We start from the raw sequence: 20,773 nt of genomic DNA, 5'->3' as shown, positions 1-20,773 counted from the left end.
GGCATGATGTTTCCAAAACATCCTTGCCGGAATCTTTTAAGCCTTCTTCTATTCATACCTCAGGGCATCCACCGGATTGGTCCTGGATGCTCTGACCGCATGCAGGGAAACGGTCAGCAACACCACCCCTGCGGCAAGCAGAAAGGCGATTGCAAAGACCCACCATCCGATATCCACCCGGTAGGGAAAATTATCGAGCCATCTTCTCAAAAAATAAAGGGTCACGGGAACCGATAGCAGTCCTGCAAAAAGGACCATTAGAAAATTGCCGCCCAGAAAGGAGTAAACAATGGCTTTTCCCGAACTGCCAAAAACCTTTTTGATTCCAATCTCGTGGGTTCTGGACCGGGCCACAAAGAGCGTCAGCCCAAAGAGCCCAAAGGCCGCAATCAAAAGGGTGAACCCGGCGGCGATGGATAGAATGGTGCCCAGGTTCTTCTCCGCTGCGTATGCCTCTTCAAACAGCAACTCGATGGTGGCAATAAGAAGGATTAAAACGGCAACCGTGGAAAACAGCCTGATGTTTTTAATGTCACCAGTAAGCCCGGTATTGGCAATATCCGCCGATTGGAGATAGACATCCGAAAGGTTCTGCAGGGAATAGAGCACCTGGGGGTCCTCACTGATATACTTCTTCCCAAAGGTTTCGAACTGCCCGTCCATTTCTTCCGGGTCGGCATCCTCTGAAAGCAGGATCCAGGTATTCCAGAAATCCCGGGTCCAGCTTACATCCATATCGCTCACTCCAAAGGTACGGTTCAGGTGTTCCAGGGTCCACCTTCCATTTACAAAACAATCGGCCCGGAAAGTGGAATTGACCGGAATATCCTCATAGACACCGGTCACAACAAGAAGCTGTTCGGTATTATTGATCAGGGCCTCTATCTCTCTGCCCACCGGATCCTCCCCGGGGAAAAACTGATCGGACAACATACGTGAGATGACGATGGAATTCAGTTGTCCAAGCGGATCCTGATTTATAGGGGCCCCAATGAAAGGGATCGTGAAAATATCAAATACCTCCGATTGGGAGGCCAACGGACTCCGGATATCGAAGTATTCATTCCCCAGCATCAGCTTAAAACCTCTCAGGAACCTCACATTAATGGCTTTCTCCACCTGCGGATACACCTCTTCCAACGTCCTGGCCAGCACATAGGGTGTCCCCAACATGGTATTTTTAAACTCCTTGTAGTAATTGACCACCCGGAAGACCTGTTTCCGCTTTTTATGACAATGATTGTACGAGAATTCATTGATCACAAAAAGTAAGATGATGAAAGAGATGGCCAGGGAGATGGAAAGGCCAAGGGCGTTAATGAGGGTATACAGCCTGTTTCGCTTCAGAAATCTGAAGGCTGTTGTAAGGTAGTGTCTGAACATTTTTGCCGGGGATTGGAATGGTTCAACGAATATAAAAATACCTGCGCTATTTAGAAAGCAAATTTGGATCCTGCCGGAGCAGCGTAATTTCATCCAGGAAACAAAAACCATTCCAGGATAGGCAAATAGCGATCATCTTTCTTATATTCGGGTATCCGATTTCTTCATGTCCGGGGATCATAAGGACACAGGAAACCGGGCCAGGCAGGAAGAATCAATATCCGGAAAATGATTACAGATTACCCGAAGGTTAAAATTACCAGGAAACAAGCCGAATTCCTCAGTGAAGAATTATTTGGAATCCAGGGGGTGGCCATGGCTCTTCCAGGGGAGATCGATTTTAATTTCAGAATAGAAAGCCCGGATCAGAGTTACCTGTTGAAAGTGGCTCGTCCGGGAACGGAGCAGGATTACCTGGAATTTCAGCAGGCCATCCTCCAGCATGTGGCCCGGAGCCCGGCGGAGATTATTTCGCCTGTCCCTCTTCCAAATCTCCGGGGAAACTTTATCAGTGAAATAAAGGACAAGTCCGGAAATATCCGGAAGGTCCGGTTGCTCACCTGGGTGAAGGGCCGCCTCTGGTCCGGGGTGAACCCGGTAAACGATAAGCTGCTCTTCAGTCTTGGAGAAGAAGCGGGCCGGCTGACCAGAGCCCTGCAGGGCTTTGAACATCCTCTGGCTGAGCGGGATTTCGAATGGGATCTGGCACAGTCGGGGTGGACCGGGAAATACGAGCACCTCTTCTCCGGGGAAAAACTGGAGATCCTCCGTTATTTCAGGGAAAAATTCAACGGTATTCAGGCGTCCTACATGGAATTCCGTAAAAGTGTGGTACACAATGATGCCAACGATAACAATGTGGTGGTCTCTGAAGATCTGGCCGATCCAAAAGTCAGGGCCATCATCGATTTCGGAGATGCGATCCACACCCAGATCATCAACGATGTGGCCGTCACTATCGCCTATGCCGTGATGGGGAAACCCGATCCACTTGGTGCAGCCATCGCTTTGGTAAAAGGATATCACAAGCACTTCCCGCTACTGGAAGAGGAGTTGGAGGTGCTGTATGTTTTAGTGGCGATGCGCCTGGTCCTTAGTGTAAGCAAATCGGCCATTAACCGGGAAATGGAGCCGGATAACCAATACCTGCTTATCAGTGAGGCCCCCGCCTGGGAGCTGCTTAGGAAATGGAAAAGCCTTAGTCCCGGTTTTGCCCACTACGGTTTCAGACAGTCCTGTGGTTTTAGCGCCCATCCCCAGGAAAAGCTATTTATGGACTGGGCTGCCGAACACCCTGTTTCACTGATATCGCTTTTGCCCTCCATTCAAAAAGAACAGGTCCATCCCCTGGACCTGAGTGTGTCAGGAACCTGGATCGGGGACCGGGAAGAGGCCGGCGACCAGGATCTGTTCCAGTTCAGGATCGATCGTCTCCAGAAAGAGGTGCCTGAAAAAATCATTGCCGGAGGCTATCTGGAGCCACGCGCCCTGTATAACACCGAAAGCTATGACCGGACCGGCAACAAGGGGAAGGAGAAACGTTCCATTCACCTGGGCATTGACCTCTGGGTACCACCCAGCACCCCGGTACATACGCTTTTTGACGGGGAGGTGGTCGTGGCGGCGAACAACAAGGGGGACAGGCAGTACGGGGGACTTATCATCCTGAAACACCAGGCGGGGGAGCTATGCTTTTACACGCTTTATGGACATCTGACCGTTAAAAGTGCCTTGAAACACCGGGTAGGCGACCAGATTAAACAAGGAGAGCAGGTCGGAGTAATCGGGGACTATCCTGAAAACGGAAACTGGCCCCCCCATCTCCACTTCCAGTTGATGCTTTCGCGGCTCTCTTATGTGAACGATTTTCCAGGGGTGGCCTATCCCGGTGAGAGAGAACTCTTGAAGAGTATTTGCCCGGATCCCAATCTGCTGTTCCGGCAGCCCGGACTCGAAGCAGTCAGGGCAGAGGATTTAAGCGAAACCATTGCTTACAGAAGGAAACATCTGGGAAAAGGCCTGAGCCTCTCCTATGAGGAGCCGCTGAAAATGGTTCGCGGCGATGGGATTTACCTGATCGACCACCAGGGTCGTAAGTTCCTGGATACCGTAAATAATGTAGCTCATGTGGGGCATGAACATCCCCGTGTGGTCCGGACCGGTCAACGGCAAATGGCCGTTTTGAATACCAACACGCGTTACCTTCACGATAATATCCATGCATTTTCCAGGGAGCTGCTCAGCACTTTTCCGGAGGAGCTGTCTGTGGTTCATGTGGTCAATTCGGGCAGCGAGGCCAATGAACTGGCCCTGCGTATGGCCAGAACCTGTACCGGACAAAAGGACATGATCGCTATGGAGGTGGGGTACCACGGGAATACCACCGGATGTGTCAGCATCAGTAGCTATAAGTTTGATGGGAAAGGAGGTTCCGGGGCTCCGGAACATACCCATATTGTCCCCCTGCCAGACAGGTTCCGGGGTATTCATAAGGGAGAGAATAGCGGTCCCCTGTACGCAGCCCATATGCAGGAACAGATAGATCATATTCATGCCCGGGGAAGAAAGCCGGCTGGTTTTATATGCGAAAGCATCATCAGTTGCGGGGGACAGATTGAGCTCCCGGAGCATTTCCTGGAGATGGCTTATGCCTCGGTACGGAAAGCGGGAGGGATCTGCATGGCCGATGAGGTTCAGGTGGGCTGTGGAAGAACGGGACGGCAGTTCTGGGGCTTTCAGCTGCATGGAGTGATCCCGGATATTGTCACCATCGGCAAGCCCATTGGCAATGGCCATCCACTGGCTGCCGTAGTTTGCACCCGGGAAGTGGCCGATGCCTTTGCCAATGGCATGGAGTATTTTAACACTTTTGGAGGCAACCCGGTCTCCTGTGCCATAGGAACGGAAGTTTTAAGAGTTATCAGGGAGGAGAAACTACAGGAAAATGCCCTGGATACGGGCAGCTACCTGAAAAATGAACTGAAAAAAATGCAAAAGGAATTTCCGCTTGTCGGCGATGTACGGGGACAGGGACTATTCCTGGGGATAGAACTTACCGACAATCAGCTGAATCCCCAGACGGATAAGGCAGCTTACCTGGCCAGGCGGATGAAAGAGCTGGGGATCCTGATGAGTACCGATGGAAAGGATGTGAATGTGATGAAAATCAAACCCCCCCTGGTATTCTCCCGGGAACATGCCGATCAGCTGCTGGAAACCTTGCGACGGATATTCCGGGAAGATTTTATGCAATTATGAGGATAGAAATCACTGCCCCTATCACCCTCCTGTTTCTGCTGTGGTCCTGCGGCCAGGATAAGCGGGAAGTGCCGCAGAATCTGCACTCTGATCATACGGTTTTTGCCGTCAACAAACTGGCCCCGCATGCCGATTTCTTCCCTTACGAATCCAGGCAACTTGCTGAGAGAAACGAACCCGGGGCTTCACAACGGTATATCTCCCTGAACGGAGAATGGAAATTCCACTGGTCCAGGTCGCCCCGCAAACGGGCCAGAGATTTCTATAAACCAGATCTGGATGACAGCCCCTGGGAGTTCATTCCAGTACCCGCCAACTGGGAGGTGGAAGCATACGGTTACCCCATTTATCTGGACGAACGCTATCCATTTACGACTCAATGGCCGGATGCTCCGGAAGATTATAATCCGGTGGGCAGCTACCGGCACCTGTTTTTTGTTCCCGAGACCTGGGCAGAACAGCAGATTATCCTGCATTTTGCCGGGGCCAAGTCGGCCATGTATCTGTATATCAACGGGCAGTTTGCCGGCTACTCCCAGGGATCCAAAACTCCTGCTGAATTTGATATTAGCTCCCTGGTGAGCCCCGGAGAAAACCTGCTCTCCGTTCAAATGTACCGATGGAGCGACGCCAGCTACCTGGAGAGTCAGGATATGCTTAGAATGAGCGGCATCGAACGGGAGGTCTTCCTGTATGCAAAGCCGCAGGTCTCCGTGGCGGATTTTCAGGTGAATGCAGGCCTGGATGATAGCTATCGTGATGGCCTTTTAAGCCTGCAGACTGCCATAGAGAACAGAACGGATGAAACCAGGTCCTGCGAGCTGAACATCCAGCTTTCCTATGAAGAAGACCTGCTTTTTGAAGAGGTCCGGACCTTCGAAATCCCGGCCGGGACCATGAAAGGTATCGGTTCCGAGACCATGCTTCCCCGGGTGAATCCGTGGTCGGCCGAGCTTCCTCACCTCTACAGCTTGAGTATCGGCTTAACGGATATGTCCGATCCTGAAAATAAACAGTTCATCCAGAAACAGATAGGATTTCGAAGTGTTGAGATCAGGAACAGCCGCTTGCTGCTAAATGGCAAAGTGATCACCATCAAGGGAGTGAACCGCCATGAGACCGATCCCCATACCGGACATGTTGTCTCCAGGGCATCCATGGAGAAAGATATTGCTCTGATGAAGCAAAACAATATCAATGCGGTTCGCAGCAGCCACTATCCCAACCACCCTTACTGGTACGATCTCTGCGATAAATACGGCTTGTACGTAATTGATGAGGCTAATATTGAGAGCCATCCCCTGGCCCTGGAAGCATCGACCCAGCTGGGAAATGAGATGTCGTGGCTGCCCGCGCATCAGGACCGGGTGGAACGCATGTACTACCGCGACCGGAACCATCCCTCCATCATAATCTGGTCACTTGGAAATGAAGCGGGCGAAGGGGAGATTTTCAGATCTTTGTACCTCTGGTTAAAACGCGTGGATGGTACCCGGCCGGTGCAGTATGAGCCCGCAGGCGGAGAGGATTATACAGATATTTTCTGCCCCATGTACCCCGGGCCGGAATCGCTGGAGGCTTATGGAAGCGGAAAGCCCGATAAACCCGCCATTATGATCGAATATGCTCATGCCATGGGAAATTCGGTGGGCAACCTGCAGGATTACTGGGATATTATTGATCACTATCCTTCTCTGCAGGGAGGGTTTATTTGGGATTGGGTGGATCAGGCGCTGGAATACAAAGATAAAAACGGGAATCCCTACCTGGCCTATGGGCATGATTATCATCCCGAGCTTCCCACTGATGGTAACTTTCTGAACAACGGATTGGTGGATCCTTACAGGAACCCGCACCCCCACCTGTTCGAGGTAAAAAAGGTATATCAGCCTGTCCGTTTTCAATGGAATTCCGAAAGTCGGGAACTGAAGATTACCTCGAAGAATACTTTTGCCCCACTTCAGCAGATGGCCCTGAAGTGGATCCTGCTTGAAAATGGCATGGAAGTCCGGCAAGGTGTTTTTGATCCTGTTTATCTGAAGCCCGGCGAAGGGCAAATATTTCGAGTAAACCTCGTACCCTTCAGAGCGGACAAAGAGTATATTTTACGGGCGGAACTGGTCCATGGGCAAGCAAACGGGCTGCTTGAAAAGGGGCATGAGCTTGCATTCGGGCAATTTATTCTTCAGGAAAACAAAGTCCCGCTTCCCGCCTCCGGTAAAGAGAATAACCTTCATATTGAGAGCGGGGATGGTCGGACATATATTTACAATGATCTTACCAAACTGACTCTGGATAATGTTTCCGGGGAGATTATCGGGTGGAGCTATAAGGAGAAGCTGATCACCGGCGAGCCTATCCGTCCAAATTTCTGGCGGGCACCCACCGATAACGACCTGGGCAATGGAATGCATGTATGGGCCGCCATCTGGAAACGCGCCACCGAAGAAGCCCGCTCCATAATGACTGCTCCGCCAACCGGCACCTCCGAAGGGGTAAGCTATTCCCTGGAGTATCTTTTCCCCGGTCGGATTGCCTCTTTGAAAATCACCTATACCCTTGCACCAACAGGTAAACTGGGAGTAGAGTATTCTTTCACCCCCATGAGCGACTCTCTTCCGGATATTCCTAGGCTGGGTATGTTTCTTACCCTGACAAACGATTTTTCGGAGACCCGCTGGTACGGACGGGGGCCCCATGAAACTTACCGGGACCGGAAATTATCAGGGAAAATTGGGGTTCATTCAGGGACCATCATGAATCAGTTTCACCGCTATCCCCGACCCCAGGAGACAGGAAATAAAACAGATATCCGCTGGATGCAGGTCTCATCCGGCTCCCTTCGCCTGACCGTGTATCCTGCAGATAATCATCTGCTCAGTGGAAGCGTATGGCCTTTCCCCACCTCAGAGCTGGATTATGTGCAGGGAAAGGACGGCGGCCGCTCAGCCTCCGGTCTGGTTCCGCTTAGTACCAGGCATGGTGCAGATATTCAAACCGGCCGGATGGTTCAGTGGAACATAGATCACCTTCAGATGGGAGTGGGCGGAGATAACTCCTGGGGGCGCCCGGTACATAAAGAGTACAGTATCCCGGCCCATGCATACAGCTACTCCTTTTCGCTGGTGCCCGACATCCTGAAGGATCCTTAAGACGGCGTTCATTCCGCCACGGGGTAAAAGGCATTTTCCAGGTGTTCGATTTCCATCCCGCTTTCGCTATATATCACTGCAATCACATCAAAACGGGTGGGATGGCTGCATCCATGAAGACGGATAAAGGCCTCCGCTGCCAAAATAATGTTCCTTTCCTTGTGGCGGTCTACCACCACCGAGGGGTCATTGACCGCATTTCCCACCCGGGATTTTACCTCAACGATCACCAGTTCATGGCGATGAAGGGTCACCAGGTCCAGCTCCTTTTTGCCCCATCTCCAGTTGGTTTTCCATATCCGGTAGCCCCGTGCCTTCAGATATCCGGCAGCCACCTGTTCAGCACTGCGGCCGGTTTTACATTGATTCATGTCTGGAATCTTTACCGTTTATGTGCAAAAAGGCGAATAATCAGCATCATTTTATCACTATCTTTGTGTCTTCCCAATGTTACTTATTATGACTGCTAAAGCTTTTAAAAGATATCTGGTTACATCCGCCCTGCCCTATGCCAACGGACCCCTTCATCTGGGTCACCTGGCAGGAGTATATGTCCCTTCGGATATCTATGTCCGTTACCTTCGCCAGCGTAAACGGGATGTCATTTCCATTTGCGGATCCGACGAACATGGAGTGCCTATCACCCTGAAAGCCCGGAACGAAGGGACCACGCCCCAGGAGGTGGTGGACCGTTACCACGGGATCAATAAGAAAGCTTTTGAGGATTTTGGAATCACTTTTGATATCTATTCCCGGACTTCCAGCCAGGTTCATCACGAAACCGCTTCCGGATTCTTTAAGACCCTGTACGATAAAGGGGTATTTATCGAGAAGGTCTCGGAGCAGTATTACGATGAAGAGGCCTCCACCTTTCTGGCCGACCGCTACATCACCGGAACCTGTCCCCACTGCGGGAACCCGTCTGCCTACGGCGACCAGTGCGAACAGTGCGGCACCTCGCTTAGTCCCAACGATCTGATCCATCACGTATCCACTATCAGTGGCAGTCAGCCCGTTCTGAAAGAGACCAGGCACTGGTACCTGCCCCTGGACAGGTATGAGCCCTGGCTCAAGGAGTGGATCCTGGAGGAGCACAAGGAATGGAAACCCAATGTATACGGGCAGTGTAAATCGTGGCTCGACCAGGGCCTGCATCCGCGGGCTGTAAGCCGTGACCTGGACTGGGGGGTTCCGGTACCGGTGGAAGGGGCAGATGGCAAGGTGCTGTACGTCTGGTTCGATGCTCCAATCGGGTATATTTCGGCCACCAAGGAGCTGACTCCTCACTGGGAAAAGTACTGGAAGGATGAAGAGACCAGGATGGTCCATTTCATTGGGAAAGACAATATCGTATTTCACTGCATTGTGTTTCCAACCATGCTGAAGGCCGAGGGTAGCTATATCCTGCCCGACAATATACCTGCCAATGAGTTCCTGAATCTGGAAAATGATAAGATCTCTACCTCCAGGAACTGGGCAGTCTGGCTCCATGAGTACCTGGAAGATTTTCCGGGGAAACAGGATGCATTGCGTTATGTACTCTGCGCAAATGCCCCTGAAAACAAGGATAATGACTTTACCTGGAAAGATTTTCAGAACCGTAACAACAACGAACTGGTAGCCATTCTGGGTAACTTCGTCAACCGAGCCATCGTGCTTACTCACAAGTATTTTGAAGGAAAGGTGCCTGAGATTACCGGTTTAAATGAACAGGACAGGTCCACGCTGGAAGAGATCCGCAGCATTAAACTGGGAGTCGAAGAGAGCCTGGAACAGTTCCGTTTCCGGGAAGCCATCAAGAGGGCCATGGATCTCGCACGCCTGGGCAATAAGTACCTGGCCGATACCGAACCCTGGTTGGTAATAAAGACGGATCCCGGTCGAGTGAAAACCATCCTGAACATTGCTCTCCAGATCTCCGCCAATCTCACACTTCTTCTGGATCCCTTTCTTCCCTTCTCCATGAAAAAGCTAAGGGATTTCCTCCGTTTTGAAGAAACTGACTGGGATCTCATAGGATCGGAGAGTTTGCTGCCTCCCGGACACCTTATTGAGAAGCCTTCCCTGCTGTTCGAAAAAATTGAGGACGAGCAAATCCAGTTGCAACTGGATAAACTTCATCAGACAAAAGAGCAAAATGAAGGAAGGGCTGCTGCTGCTCCGCAGAAACCGGAAATCACTTTTGACGACTTCACGCGGATGGACCTGCGCACCGGAACCATCCTGGAGGCTGAAAAGGTCCCGAAGACCAAGAAGCTCATTAAGATGCTGGTGGACCTGGGCTTCGAAAAGAGAACGATTGTGTCGGGTATTGCCGAGTATTTTGAACCGCAGTCACTGCCCGGTAAGAGAGTGTCGGTTCTGGCCAACCTGGCCCCCAGGAAAATAAAAGGAATTGAGTCGCAGGGAATGATACTGCTTTCTGAAAATCCTGATGGATCGCTTCATTTTGTGGAACCGTCCGATGCAGCTCTGAACGGTTCTGAAATTAACTGATCCTAGTTCGATAGCAGCCAGCAGGAGTGCAAGCCTGGTTCAGAGCTAAGCTGAAGAAGTCCCTTTTCAGCTTCTTCCTTGCTGGCATAGGACGCCACACTCACCCGATACATGCGATTTTCTGTGATCATCACTTCAGCATGGTATCCCCTGCTATTTAACTGGTCCTGTAAATCACTGGCATTTTTCAGGTTCCTGAAGCTGCCGGCTATAATAAAGTAATTGTTGCTTAGCTCTGTCTGCAGGGGCTGGCCGGATTCGCTCTCAGTTTCCGGAGCAGTCACCGGCCCTCCTGATTCACTCGCTTCCTGGTCCCCTGTGATTTTTTCCAGCTCCACCACTTCAGGTGCCGGCTTTTTTGAGAAATACCGCCTCCCCGTTTCACTGTTTCTAAACTCCTCGGAAGGAATCAGAATAAGCACGGCCAGGATGACTATCAGGACCGCAGCGACCACCCAGATCACCCGCCATTTTTTGTTCCTGGGCCTGGGAAGCGGTGGAGCAAGCGGCGTCACATTCGGACTTGAGTGAATCTCCTCTTCCGCTACAGGCTTCTCAGCACTTTGCCTCTCCTCCAGGGGCGCCTTCCCCCCTGGCACCTCCTCTTCCGGAAACTCTTCCAGTTCCAGCAGGTCCATGGATTCCAGTCCATACTGATCCGGCTCGAGAACCCAGTCCGGATCGGACCGGAAATGGACCTTCCCGTCCTCATCCCTCAAAAAAGTGCCGGCTCCGGGGAGGAAATACTCCTCTCCCTTGTCCATCGCAAATTTAATGGCATCGATCAACTCCAGAACACGCTGATAGGCTTCCTCTCTTTCCATCTCTTCTCCAGCCGACAGCCTTTCGGCCAGCTCCCTGTTGTCCTTACTGAATCCTGAATCAAACCTGACTGACACTCCCGGTGGATTGATCCGGCTTCCTGAAGGCAGAGTTGCAGCTTCCCGTGATTTTACCTCCAGGTTTCCAAAGCCCGGAAGAACGACGCGCTTGCGCTCATCCAGAAGCATCCTGATATATTTTCCAATGATCATGCGGTAGATTTGTGAGTCAAAAATAATCAGTCGCGGGTTGAAATCAAAACCAAGTTATCAACCCGTTTTTTTATTATCTTCGTAAATTGATTCCGTAATCTGGTATAAATGAACGAGATAAAAATGGTTGACCTTCATGGTCAGTACCAAAAAATCAAACAAGAAGTCGACGATGCTATTCACCAGGTGATCGATTCAACGGCTTTTATCAGAGGGGAGGATGTGCGTGCATTTGAGAAGGAGTTATCAGAGTATCTGAATATAGAACGCACCATTGCATGCGGCAATGGCACCGATGCCCTGCAGGTGGCCATGATGGCCCTGGAGCTGCAACCCGGTGATGAGGTCATAACGACTCCTTTCACTTTTATTGCTACCGTGGAAGTAATCCGTCTGCTGGGATTAAAACCCGTATTTGTGGATGTCAGGCCCGATACCTTTAACCTCGATCCGGAACAACTCCAAGAGGCCGTAACAACACGGACCCGAGCTCTTGTCCCGGTCCATCTCTTCGGTCAGTGTGTGGATATGGAGGCCATCCTGGAATTTGCAAAGGCCCATGACCTGTTTGTCATAGAAGACAATGCCCAGGCACTGGGAGCCGACTTTTCCGCTTCAGACGGATCGAGGCAGAAAGCAGGCACCATAGGGCATATAGGCTGTACCTCTTTTTTCCCTTCCAAAAATCTGGGTGCCTTCGGGGACGGCGGGGCACTTTTTACCAACGATGAAGCCATTGGAAAACGGATCGCCTCCCTGGTGAATCACGGGATGCAAAAAAGGTATTATTACGATCATGTGGGGGTAAACTCACGTCTCGATACCTTGCAGGCAGCCATTCTCCGGGTCAAGTTGCAGCACCTGGACGAGTATCACCGCCTGAGGCAGGAAGCGGCGGCATGGTATGACCGGACCCTTTCGGATATTGAAGTACTGCAGATACCGGTGCGTTCGCCCTTCAGCACTCATATTTTTCATCAGTACACCTTACAGGTAGAGGCTTCCAGAAGAGATGCCCTGAAGCAATGGCTGATGGAAAAGGGTATTCCTTCCCAGGTTTATTACCCGGTTCCCCTGCACCTGCAAAAAGCCTACAGCGACCTGGGCTACCGGAAGGGAAACCTTCCGGTTTCTGAAGGTCTGTGCCGGACCGTCCTGTCTCTTCCGATGCACACGGAGCTGGAGAAAGTTCAGCTGGAATATATATCCGATCAGGTTCAACATTTTTTTAAAGCTTAAAAGATGAATAAATTCTTTGCCCATGAAACGGCTGTAATCGATGAGGGCGTTGAGATTGGAGAGGGGACCCGGATCTGGCACTTCAGCCATATCATGACCGGATGTACCATAGGGAAAAATTGCAACCTGGGACAAAATGTGGTGGTTTCGCCTGAGGTGGTTCTGGGCAACAACGTAAAGGTCCAGAACAATGTCTCCATTTATACAGGTGTCATCTGTGAGGATGACGTGTTCCTGGGACCCTCCATGGTCTTTACCAATGTGATCAATCCCCGGAGTGCCGTTATCAGGCGCGATGAGTATATGAAAACAGTGGTTGAGAAGGGGGCAACCATCGGGGCAAATGCCACCATCGTTTGTGGTAACAAAATCGGAAAATTTGCGTTTATAGGAGCAGGTGCCGTCGTTATCCGGGAGGTACCGGCCTATGCCCTGGTGGTAGGCAATCCATCCAAACAAATCGGATGGATGAGCGAATACGGTCATCGCCTGGTTTTTAACAGGGAAGGACTGGCAAGCTGTCCCGAAAGCGGGGAGACCTACAAACTTAATGGAGATATGATCACCAAAACAGAATCAGCAAATGAATAAATCGCCCAGGAATTTTGCCGTAATCGGCATTGCAGGCTATATTGCAGTCAGGCATGTGAGAGCAGTAAAGGAGACAAATAACAACCTGGTGGCCGCCCTGGATCCCTTTGACAGTGTAGGCTTTCTGGACAGTTATTTTCCTGAGGCCGATTTTTTTACCGAATTTGAACGTTTCGACCGGCATATTGCCAAATTAAACCGCCTGGGGACCCATGTGGATTATGTAAGCATCTGCTCTCCCAACTACCTGCACGATTCACATATCCGTTTCGCCCTGCGTAACGGTGCAAATGCCATTTGTGAGAAACCCCTGGTACTGAATCCCTGGAATATTGATGCGCTGAAGGACTATGAGGGAGAAACCGGCCAAAAGGTCTGGAACATCCTCCAGCTCCGCCATCACCAGACCATCATGGATCTGAAAGAGAAGGTAAGCAAGGACCCTCCCGGACAGGTGTATGATATCGATCTGTCCTATATTACCAGCCGGGGCAACTGGTACCATTACTCCTGGAAAGGGAAAGAGGAAAAATCGGGAGGGGTCCACACCAACATTGGGGTCCATTTCTTTGATATGTTAACCTGGATCTTCGGGGATGTGAAGGAGAACCGGGTTCATTTTATCAAAAAGAATAAGGCTGCCGGATACCTTGAACTGGAAAGGGCCCGGGTCCGCTGGTTCCTGAGTATTGATTACAACGATATCCCGGACCAGATTAAAAAAAGCGGAAAAAGAACCTACCGTTCCATTACGGTTGACGGGGAAGAAATTGAATTCAGCGGCGGGTTTACCGATCTGCATACCATCGCCTATGAAAAAATCCTGGAAGGAAAGGGCTACGGACTGGATGCCGCCCGGACTTCCATCGGCATAGTATATAACATTCGTAACTCCGAACCTGTTGGAATAAAAGGGGATTATCATCCAATAATCAAAAACATTAAAAATGATTTATAACGATCTGCTGAGCGGCAAAAAAAAGATGGCCGTTATTGGCCTGGGATATGTGGGGCTGCCCATTGCCCTGGAATTTGCAAAGAAAATTACTGTAATCGGATTTGATATCAAACCCGAGAGGGTGGAGATGATGAAAAACAAAGTGGATCCCAGTCATGAACTGTCCAGCAAAGACTTTGAAGGATGTGATATCACTTTTACCTGTGATATCCAGGATCTTCGCGAGGCCTCTTTTTTTATAGTGGCCGTCCCCACTCCCATTGATGAACACAAAAACCCGGATCTTTCTCCCGTGCTCTCGGCCACAACCACCGTGGCAAAGGTGTTGTCCGAAGGCGATTATGTCGTCTACGAATCCACCGTTTATCCGGGATGTACAGAAGAGGATTGTATTCCGCTGCTCCGCGAGATATCCGGTCTGGAATACATGAGTCAGTTCAAAGTCGGATTTTCGCCCGAAAGGATCAACCCAGGCGACCGGGAACATACCCTGACACGCATTACCAAGGTTACCTCGGGTTGCGATGCCGAGTCGGCCGAAGAGATCGCCAGGACCTACGAACTGGTCATTACGGCAGGGGTGCACCGGGCCAGTTCCATCAAGGTCGCCGAAGCCGCCAAGATCATCGAGAATACACAGCGCGATATCAACATCGCCTTTATGAATGAACTCTCCATGATCTTCAACAAGATGGGCATCAATACCTATGAAGTGCTTGAAGCTGCCGGTACCAAGTGGAATTTCCTGAACTTCTTTCCCGGCCTGGTGGGCGGGCACTGTATTGGCGTGGATCCCTACTACCTCACCTATAAGTCATCCAAATTCGGGCATCATGCACAAATCATAACCTCCGGCCGGGGGATTAATGATAGCATGGGAGCTTACGTGGCCCGCCAGGTCACCCTTAAACTTTCCTCCAACTTCCCCAACCTGAAAGAGTGCCGGGTGCTGGTTATGGGGGCCACTTTCAAAGAAAATGTCAGTGATATAAGAAATTCGAAAGTAGCCGATGTCATTAAGGAGCTGAAAGAATTTGGCGTTAAAGTGGAAGTGGTTGATCCTTATGCTTCACCCCGGGAGATCAAAGAGGAATATGGTTTTGAGCTTTCTCCCTCCATTAAAGGACCCTACCACGGCATTGTGGTGGCAGTGAATCACAGGGAATACACCAGGCTGAATGAGGACTATTTCCGCTCTATCGCGCATGAAGGAGCGGTCTTTGCCGATTTGAAGGGAATATTCCGCGGCAAAATAACCAGCCTTAAATACTGGAGTCTGTAATAAACAAGTCTATGACCAAAATTCTTGTAAGCGGTGGAGCGGGATATATCGGATCCCATACAGTGGTGGAACTGCTGGAAGCAGGAATGGAAGTGGTGATTGTGGACAATCTCTCCAACTCCGAACGGTCGGTTCTGGACGGGATCGAATCCATTACCGGCATACGGCCCCGTTTCGAAGAAGTGGACCTGAGGGACCGGGAAGCCACCTTTGGAGTGTTTGAGAAACATCCGGATATAAGCGCCATCATCCATTTTGCTGCTTTTAAAGCAGTAGGTGAAAGTGTGGAGAAACCGCTGGAATATTATGAAAACAATCTGCTGTCTCTGATCCACCTTCTGGAGGCCATGAAGCACTTTTCTGTCGATTATATGGTTTTTTCCTCTTCCTGCACCGTGTATGGAGAGCCCGACGAACTTCCGGTCACAGAAAATACACCCATAAAAAAGGCCGGATCGCCCTATGGGAATACCAAGCAGATCAGTGAGGAAATACTGCAGGATACCATGCGCTCCGTCACAGGGAAAGGGGTCATATCACTTCGTTATTTCAATCCCATCGGGGCACATCCATCGGGCCTGATCGGAGAATTGCCCATCGGGGTGCCCAATAACCTGGTTCCCTTTATTACACAGACTGCTGCCGGACTCCGGGAATTCCTGAGTGTATACGGGGATGATTACAATACCCCGGATGGATCGGCTATCCGCGATTATATCAATGTGGTGGATCTGGCCAGGGCACATGTGACAGCCATCAGGCGGCTGCTCGAACATAAGCAAAAAGCCCCTTTCGAAGTGTTTAACCTGGGAACCGGACGGGGACTCTCCGTTTTTGAAATCATTCATGCCTTCGAAAAGGCCACAGGACAAAAGCTTAGCTACAGGGTGGTGGATCGCCGGGAAGGAGATATCGAAAAAGTCTATGCAGACACCTCCTACGCCAACCGTGAACTGGGCTGGAAATCTGAGAAAGGGATTGAAGAGACCCTGCTGTCGGCCTGGATTTGGGAGTCAAATATAAAAGCAAAAAACAAACATACATGAAAACCATCCTGATTACCGGCGGAGCCGGTTTTATCGGATCACACGTGATCAGGCGCCTGATCACGAATAATCCCGGCCTTCTGATACTGAACCTGGACTGGCTGACCTACGCTGGCAACCTGGAAAACTTAAAGGATATTGAAAACGCTCCCAACTATCAGTTTATTCACGGAGACATTACAGATGTGGCTTTCCTGGAAAAACTCTTTGACAGAGAAGAGATCGATGGGGTGATTCACCTGGCAGCTGAATCCCATGTGGACCGTTCCATTGCGGATCCTATGGCATTCATCAACACCAATATTGTGGGAACGGTGAACCTGCTGAATGCCTGCCGGAAAGCATGGACCAGTTTCGAGGGTAAGCGTTTCTACCACATCTCTACCGATGAGGTTTACGGGAGCCTAGGCCCGGATGGCCTTTTTACAGAAGAGAGCGCCTATGATCCCCGCAGTCCGTATTCGGCTTCCAAGGCGAGCTCAGACCACCTGGTCCGGGCGTATTATCATACATACGGCCTCCCGGTTGTACTCTCCAACTGCTCCAACAATTACGGTCCCAATCAGTTCCCCGAGAAACTGATTCCGCTGGCCATTCATCATATATTGAACAAAAAGCCTATCCCGATCTACGGGAAGGGCGAAAACATCCGGGACTGGCTCTATGTGGAAGATCATGCCGCGGCCATCGAACTTATTTTCCGGAAAGGCAGTAATGGGCGTACCTATAATATCGGGGGACTGAACGAGTGGAAGAACATCGACCTGATCAGGCTGCTCTGCCGGATCGTGGATGAGAAGCTGGGAAGAGCCCCGGGCAGCTCGGAGAAGCTCATTAGCTTCGTGAAAGACAGGGCCGGACACGATCTGCGGTATGCCATCGACAGTACAAGAATTCAGGAGGAGCTGAACTGGAAACCCTCACTTACCTTTGAACAGGGACTGGCGCTAACGGTGGACTGGTACCTCCGGAACAGCAAATGGATGGAACATGTCACTTCCGGGGCCTATCAGTCCTACTACAGGTCGCAGTATGAAAAGAGATGATCCTGAGTTCCGGCCAGAACGCCCGGCTATTCCACCGTTACTGATTTAGCCAGGTTCCTGGGCTGGTCCACATTACATCCCCGCATCAGGGCGATATGATAGGCAATTAACTGCAGGGGAACCACAGCGGTCAGCGACACCAGGGATTCATCGGTTTCCGGAATTTCGATCACATGATCGGCCATCTCCCTGATAATGGTATCTCCTTCGGTGACAATGGCGATGACCACACCGTTCCTCGCTTTTACTTCCTGGATATTGCTGACAATTTTTTCGTATGAACCATCTCTCGTGGCAATAAAAACCACCGGCATATTCTCATCGATCAGGGCAATGGGACCATGCTTCATCTCTGCCGCCGGATAGCCTTCTGCATGTATGTAAGAAATCTCTTTTAGCTTAAGTGCCCCCTCCAGGGCCACGGGAAAAGAGACTCCGCGACCCAGATACAGCGCATTGGTAGCATCTTTATAAATCTCTGCAATGCGTTTGAACTCTTCATTCAGTTCCAGGATCTTCTCAATCTTCCCGGGAATATTACTTAACTCCCTGAGGAGTTGTCTGAAACGCTGGTCCGTAAGCAGGCCTTTCTCCTTGCCGATCATAATTGCCATCATGGTGAGCACGGTCACCTGTGCCGTAAATGCCTTGGTGGAGGCGACCCCTATTTCGATTCCTGCATGGGTATAAACTCCTGCATGTGTTTCGCGCGAAATACTTGAACCCGCCACATTACAGATACCCAGCACCAGGGCCCCCGCATCCCTGGCCAGTTGTATGGCCGCCAGGGTATCGGCGGTCTCCCCGCTCTGACTGATGGCCAGGACCACATCGTCCGGACCAATCATGGGGTTCCGGTATCTGAATTCAGAGGCATACTCCACCTCCACCGGAATCCGCGCCAGATCCTCGATCAGGTATTCTCCAACCAATCCGGCATGCCAGGAGGTCCCACAGGCTATAACCACGATGCGCCTGGCATTCACCAGTTGCTCCTTAACATCCAGTAAGCCTCCCAGCCTGATCTCATTGCTCTCTAACTGAATCCTTCCCCTGAAAGTATCCATGATCGACCGGGGCTGTTCAAAGATCTCCTTCAGCATGAAGTGCTCGTAGCCCTGCTTCTCCATCTCAAAGATCCCCATATCCAGGGTTTTAATATTTACCTGAGTGGCATCGCTGACCAGATTCTTAAGAACCAGTTCGTCTCTTCTGATCAGGGCAATATCATTATTGTTCAGGTAGATCACCCGATCGGTATACTCCACAATGGGAGAGGCATCGGAAGCGATAAAATACTCATTGCTGCCCAGACCGATTACCAGGGGACTACTGCGCCGGGCTGCAATCATCAGGTTGGGATCCTCCCTGGAGAGGACCACCAGTCCATAGGCGCCATCGACCTTTTGTAAGGCCAGGCTGACAGCCACTTCAACGCTCACATTCTGCGTGGTATATATAAACTCTATCAGATTGGCAAGCACCTCTGTATCGGTTTCGCTGTAGAACTTCATCCCCTGGTCCATCAGGGTCTTTTTCAATACCGAGTAGTTCTCAATAATTCCGTTATGTATAATGGTAAAGAGCCCCTTCTCAGAGTGGTGCGGATGCGCATTCAAATCGTTGGGCTCGCCATGGGTGGCCCATCGGGTATGTCCGATTCCGACCGTGCTTTTCGTCTCTTTCCCCCTCACAAAATCTTCCAGATCGTTTACCTTGCCTTTCTTTTTATAGATAGCCGTATCACCGTTTAGCAGGGCCACTCCGGCAGAATCATACCCGCGGTATTCAAGTCTCTTAAGGCCCTTTATAAGTATCGGGTATGCATCCCGGTTTCCGATGTAACCAACAATCCCACACATAAATATGATAGTTTAAAACAATAAAGACCCGCGCTTTAATACTTAAAGCTTCAGGTAGACGATTTCTAACCTTATACGTCTTTCATTGGCAGGAAGGTTACTCCATAGCTTGGAAAATTTCGGATTGGCCAGGCCATCATGTAACTGGAGGATAAAATCATTTTCCGGTTTTGCTCCATCCACCATGGCCTGAAAGTGCAGTCCCATGTTAAAACGGTACGTATAGGTGGTGTCGCTGAACAGGCCTTCAGACTCGGCCTTTTTATACCCGCCAAACCTGCTGGCTACCTGGTTTGGATCGTTGCTTATCAATATTTGATAATCGTAAATGGGTTCATAGGAATCATCATCCAGGATGGTCCCGATCATCAATCTGTCGGGCAGATCCTCATACAAAATACCACTCTCTTCCTCCGGGACCACATCAAAGACCAGGGTGGCACTGTTGATAATCAACGGGCTCTGATCCATCCATTCCTGGAGACCGGCAAAAGAGAAGCGGGTATTTACGCCAGCCATGCCCTGTACATACATATAGGGCGAGGCTGCATCCCGGTCATCAATAATCTCGTCAAGAAAAGTGCCGCTATACTCATGTTCAAACAAATTGATCTTTTGAGCGCTGAATTGATCGATGGTGAAATGAGCATAGGCAAAATCGCGCTCGGCAGTGGAGTCCACATCGGTGGAATCATTGGCATACTTCATAGTCAGCCTCGACAGGGCACTGGAAAGCTGTATCCTGCCCATGGTCCCTTCAGAAGATACGGGTTCCGCCGTGATATAAAAACCGTTAAAATAATCCTTGAAGACGGAGTCGTTGTAGAAATAGTTGGTATCCGATTGAATGGCCAGAAATTTATCTAAAAACTCCTGGTCTTCAATAAGCAGTTCATAGGTCTGGTCATCTTCAGGAGTAATGGTCGTCTGCACCAGTGGAACCGGATTATATAAGCCCTCCATCCCGTAATCGGAGTAGTAGGTGGTATCGATAAGAAGCCGCTCGGTAAACTCATAAACCGACAGCGTAATGCCCTGCTCTTTATCTCCAAGAAAATCATAAAAATAGAGGGCCAGGAACAGAGAATCAATCTCCAGATTTTCAGCCACCTGATAGGTGGGAGACGTGTTAAACTGAGTGACAATTGAGGCTGTCGATCTCCCAATGATGGTATCTTCCATCGAACCCAGAAGCATCAACCTGGTGGCTGATAAACGGCTTTCCGAAGTTACTACCGGTTTGCCTCTTAAGGAATAGGCATCAATCTCAAAGATGGTATCATGAAAGACTATCACATTGTCGCCCGGAGGCAAAATGTCTGTACCAAGAGCTTTATCGCTGATATCGCATGAAACAAGCGCCCCAATCAAACCTGTAACGATTGCTAAAAATTGCAATTCTCTCTTCTTCATCCAAAAATAAGTC

14 protein-coding genes are annotated in these 20,773 nt (G+C 50.3%); 9 read left to right on the top strand and 5 right to left on the bottom strand.

Annotated features, from left to right (window positions below):
* Positions 1-48: 48 nt before the first annotated feature.
* Positions 49-1,383: an ABC transporter permease gene (locus P1P86_01900; protein ID MDF1573932.1), complete on the bottom strand. Its 1,335-nt coding sequence runs from the start codon at positions 1,381-1,383 to the stop codon at positions 49-51.
* Between the two features lie 228 nt (positions 1,384-1,611).
* Here P1P86_01900 and P1P86_01895 point away from each other — a divergent pair, with 228 nt between their 5' ends.
* Entirely contained in the window at positions 1,612-4,641 is a 3,030-nt protein-coding gene (locus P1P86_01895; protein ID MDF1573931.1) for an aminotransferase class III-fold pyridoxal phosphate-dependent enzyme, read from the top strand.
* A complete protein-coding gene (locus tag P1P86_01890; GenBank protein MDF1573930.1) occupies positions 4,638-7,793 on the top strand; it encodes a glycoside hydrolase family 2 TIM barrel-domain containing protein in 3,156 nt (1,051 codons plus the stop codon). Before P1P86_01895 ends, P1P86_01890 begins: the two co-directional genes overlap by 4 nt.
* Positions 7,794-7,801: 8 nt before the next feature.
* Here the strand turns inward: P1P86_01890 and P1P86_01885 are convergent, their stop codons facing one another.
* Positions 7,802-8,164: a YraN family protein gene (locus tag P1P86_01885; protein MDF1573929.1), complete on the bottom strand. Its 363-nt coding sequence runs from the start codon at positions 8,162-8,164 to the stop codon at positions 7,802-7,804.
* A gap of 88 nt (positions 8,165-8,252) precedes the next feature.
* Here P1P86_01885 and metG point away from each other — a divergent pair, with 88 nt between their 5' ends.
* Complete coding sequence (gene metG / locus P1P86_01880; protein MDF1573928.1) at positions 8,253-10,289, top strand: methionine--tRNA ligase; 2,037 nt, start codon at positions 8,253-8,255, stop codon at positions 10,287-10,289.
* A gap of 2 nt (positions 10,290-10,291) precedes the next feature.
* Here the strand turns inward: metG and P1P86_01875 are convergent, their stop codons facing one another.
* On the bottom strand, positions 10,292-11,323 hold the full coding sequence (locus P1P86_01875) for an SPOR domain-containing protein (GenBank protein MDF1573927.1): 1,032 nt from the start codon (positions 11,321-11,323) through the stop codon (positions 10,292-10,294).
* 108 nt (positions 11,324-11,431) lie between these two features.
* Here P1P86_01875 and P1P86_01870 point away from each other — a divergent pair, with 108 nt between their 5' ends.
* The 6 genes from P1P86_01870 to rfbB are packed head-to-tail and all read left to right on the top strand — an operon-like array spanning position 11,432 to position 17,485.
* Positions 11,432-12,562 (top strand): DegT/DnrJ/EryC1/StrS family aminotransferase, encoded by a 1,131-nt coding sequence (locus P1P86_01870; GenBank protein ID MDF1573926.1) that lies wholly within the window; start codon positions 11,432-11,434, stop codon positions 12,560-12,562.
* Positions 12,563-12,565: 3 nt separating this feature from the next.
* Complete coding sequence (locus tag P1P86_01865; GenBank protein ID MDF1573925.1) at positions 12,566-13,153, top strand: DapH/DapD/GlmU-related protein; 588 nt, start codon at positions 12,566-12,568, stop codon at positions 13,151-13,153.
* A complete protein-coding gene (locus P1P86_01860; protein ID MDF1573924.1) occupies positions 13,146-14,111 on the top strand; it encodes a Gfo/Idh/MocA family oxidoreductase in 966 nt (321 codons plus the stop codon). The genes P1P86_01865 and P1P86_01860 overlap by 8 nt, the downstream gene beginning before the upstream one ends.
* On the top strand, positions 14,104-15,393 hold the full coding sequence (locus P1P86_01855) for a nucleotide sugar dehydrogenase (protein MDF1573923.1): 1,290 nt from the start codon (positions 14,104-14,106) through the stop codon (positions 15,391-15,393). Before P1P86_01860 ends, P1P86_01855 begins: the two co-directional genes overlap by 8 nt.
* Before the next feature lie 11 nt (positions 15,394-15,404).
* Complete coding sequence (galE, locus tag P1P86_01850) at positions 15,405-16,439, top strand: UDP-glucose 4-epimerase GalE (GenBank protein ID MDF1573922.1); 1,035 nt, start codon at positions 15,405-15,407, stop codon at positions 16,437-16,439.
* Positions 16,436-17,485, top strand: coding sequence for a dTDP-glucose 4,6-dehydratase (gene rfbB / locus P1P86_01845; GenBank protein ID MDF1573921.1), 1,050 nt, complete (start codon positions 16,436-16,438; stop codon positions 17,483-17,485). The genes galE and rfbB overlap by 4 nt, the downstream gene beginning before the upstream one ends.
* A 26-nt stretch (positions 17,486-17,511) precedes the next feature.
* On the opposite strand, the gene glmS is transcribed toward rfbB, so the two are convergent.
* Both glmS and P1P86_01835 read right to left on the bottom strand, forming a co-directional pair.
* The gene (gene glmS / locus P1P86_01840; protein ID MDF1573920.1) at positions 17,512-19,347 is read right to left on the bottom strand and encodes a glutamine--fructose-6-phosphate transaminase (isomerizing); all 1,836 of its coding nucleotides are present in this window, start codon (positions 19,345-19,347) and stop codon (positions 17,512-17,514) included.
* Positions 19,348-19,389: 42 nt separating this feature from the next.
* Positions 19,390-20,760: a DUF4270 family protein gene (locus P1P86_01835; GenBank protein ID MDF1573919.1), complete on the bottom strand. Its 1,371-nt coding sequence runs from the start codon at positions 20,758-20,760 to the stop codon at positions 19,390-19,392.
* Between the last annotated feature and the right edge of the window lie 13 nt (positions 20,761-20,773).

This window comes from Bacteroidales bacterium, from assembly GCA_029210725.1.
GTDB lineage: Bacteria > Bacteroidota > Bacteroidia > Bacteroidales.
Note: the sequence above shows the minus strand (reverse complement) of the source record. Positions and strands in the feature narration are given on the sequence as shown.

What these genes read in the sequence shown, in the direction of transcription:
- P1P86_01900 (MDF1573932.1), bottom strand. Translation starts at nt 1,383, where the DNA reads ATGTTCAGACACTACCTTACAACAGCCTTCAGATTTCTGAAGCGAAAC.
- P1P86_01895 (MDF1573931.1), top strand. Translation starts at nt 1,612, where the DNA reads ATGATTACAGATTACCCGAAGGTTAAAATTACCAGGAAACAAGCCGAA.
- P1P86_01890 (MDF1573930.1), top strand. Translation starts at nt 4,638, where the DNA reads ATGAGGATAGAAATCACTGCCCCTATCACCCTCCTGTTTCTGCTGTGG.
- P1P86_01885 (MDF1573929.1), bottom strand. Translation starts at nt 8,164, where the DNA reads ATGAATCAATGTAAAACCGGCCGCAGTGCTGAACAGGTGGCTGCCGGA.
- metG (MDF1573928.1), top strand. Translation starts at nt 8,253, where the DNA reads ATGACTGCTAAAGCTTTTAAAAGATATCTGGTTACATCCGCCCTGCCC.
- P1P86_01875 (MDF1573927.1), bottom strand. Translation starts at nt 11,323, where the DNA reads ATGATCATTGGAAAATATATCAGGATGCTTCTGGATGAGCGCAAGCGC.
- P1P86_01870 (MDF1573926.1), top strand. Translation starts at nt 11,432, where the DNA reads ATGAACGAGATAAAAATGGTTGACCTTCATGGTCAGTACCAAAAAATC.
- P1P86_01865 (MDF1573925.1), top strand. Translation starts at nt 12,566, where the DNA reads ATGAATAAATTCTTTGCCCATGAAACGGCTGTAATCGATGAGGGCGTT.
- P1P86_01860 (MDF1573924.1), top strand. Translation starts at nt 13,146, where the DNA reads ATGAATAAATCGCCCAGGAATTTTGCCGTAATCGGCATTGCAGGCTAT.
- galE (MDF1573922.1), top strand. Translation starts at nt 15,405, where the DNA reads ATGACCAAAATTCTTGTAAGCGGTGGAGCGGGATATATCGGATCCCAT.
- rfbB (MDF1573921.1), top strand. Translation starts at nt 16,436, where the DNA reads ATGAAAACCATCCTGATTACCGGCGGAGCCGGTTTTATCGGATCACAC.
- glmS (MDF1573920.1), bottom strand. Translation starts at nt 19,347, where the DNA reads ATGTGTGGGATTGTTGGTTACATCGGAAACCGGGATGCATACCCGATA.
- P1P86_01835 (MDF1573919.1), bottom strand. Translation starts at nt 20,760, where the DNA reads ATGAAGAAGAGAGAATTGCAATTTTTAGCAATCGTTACAGGTTTGATT.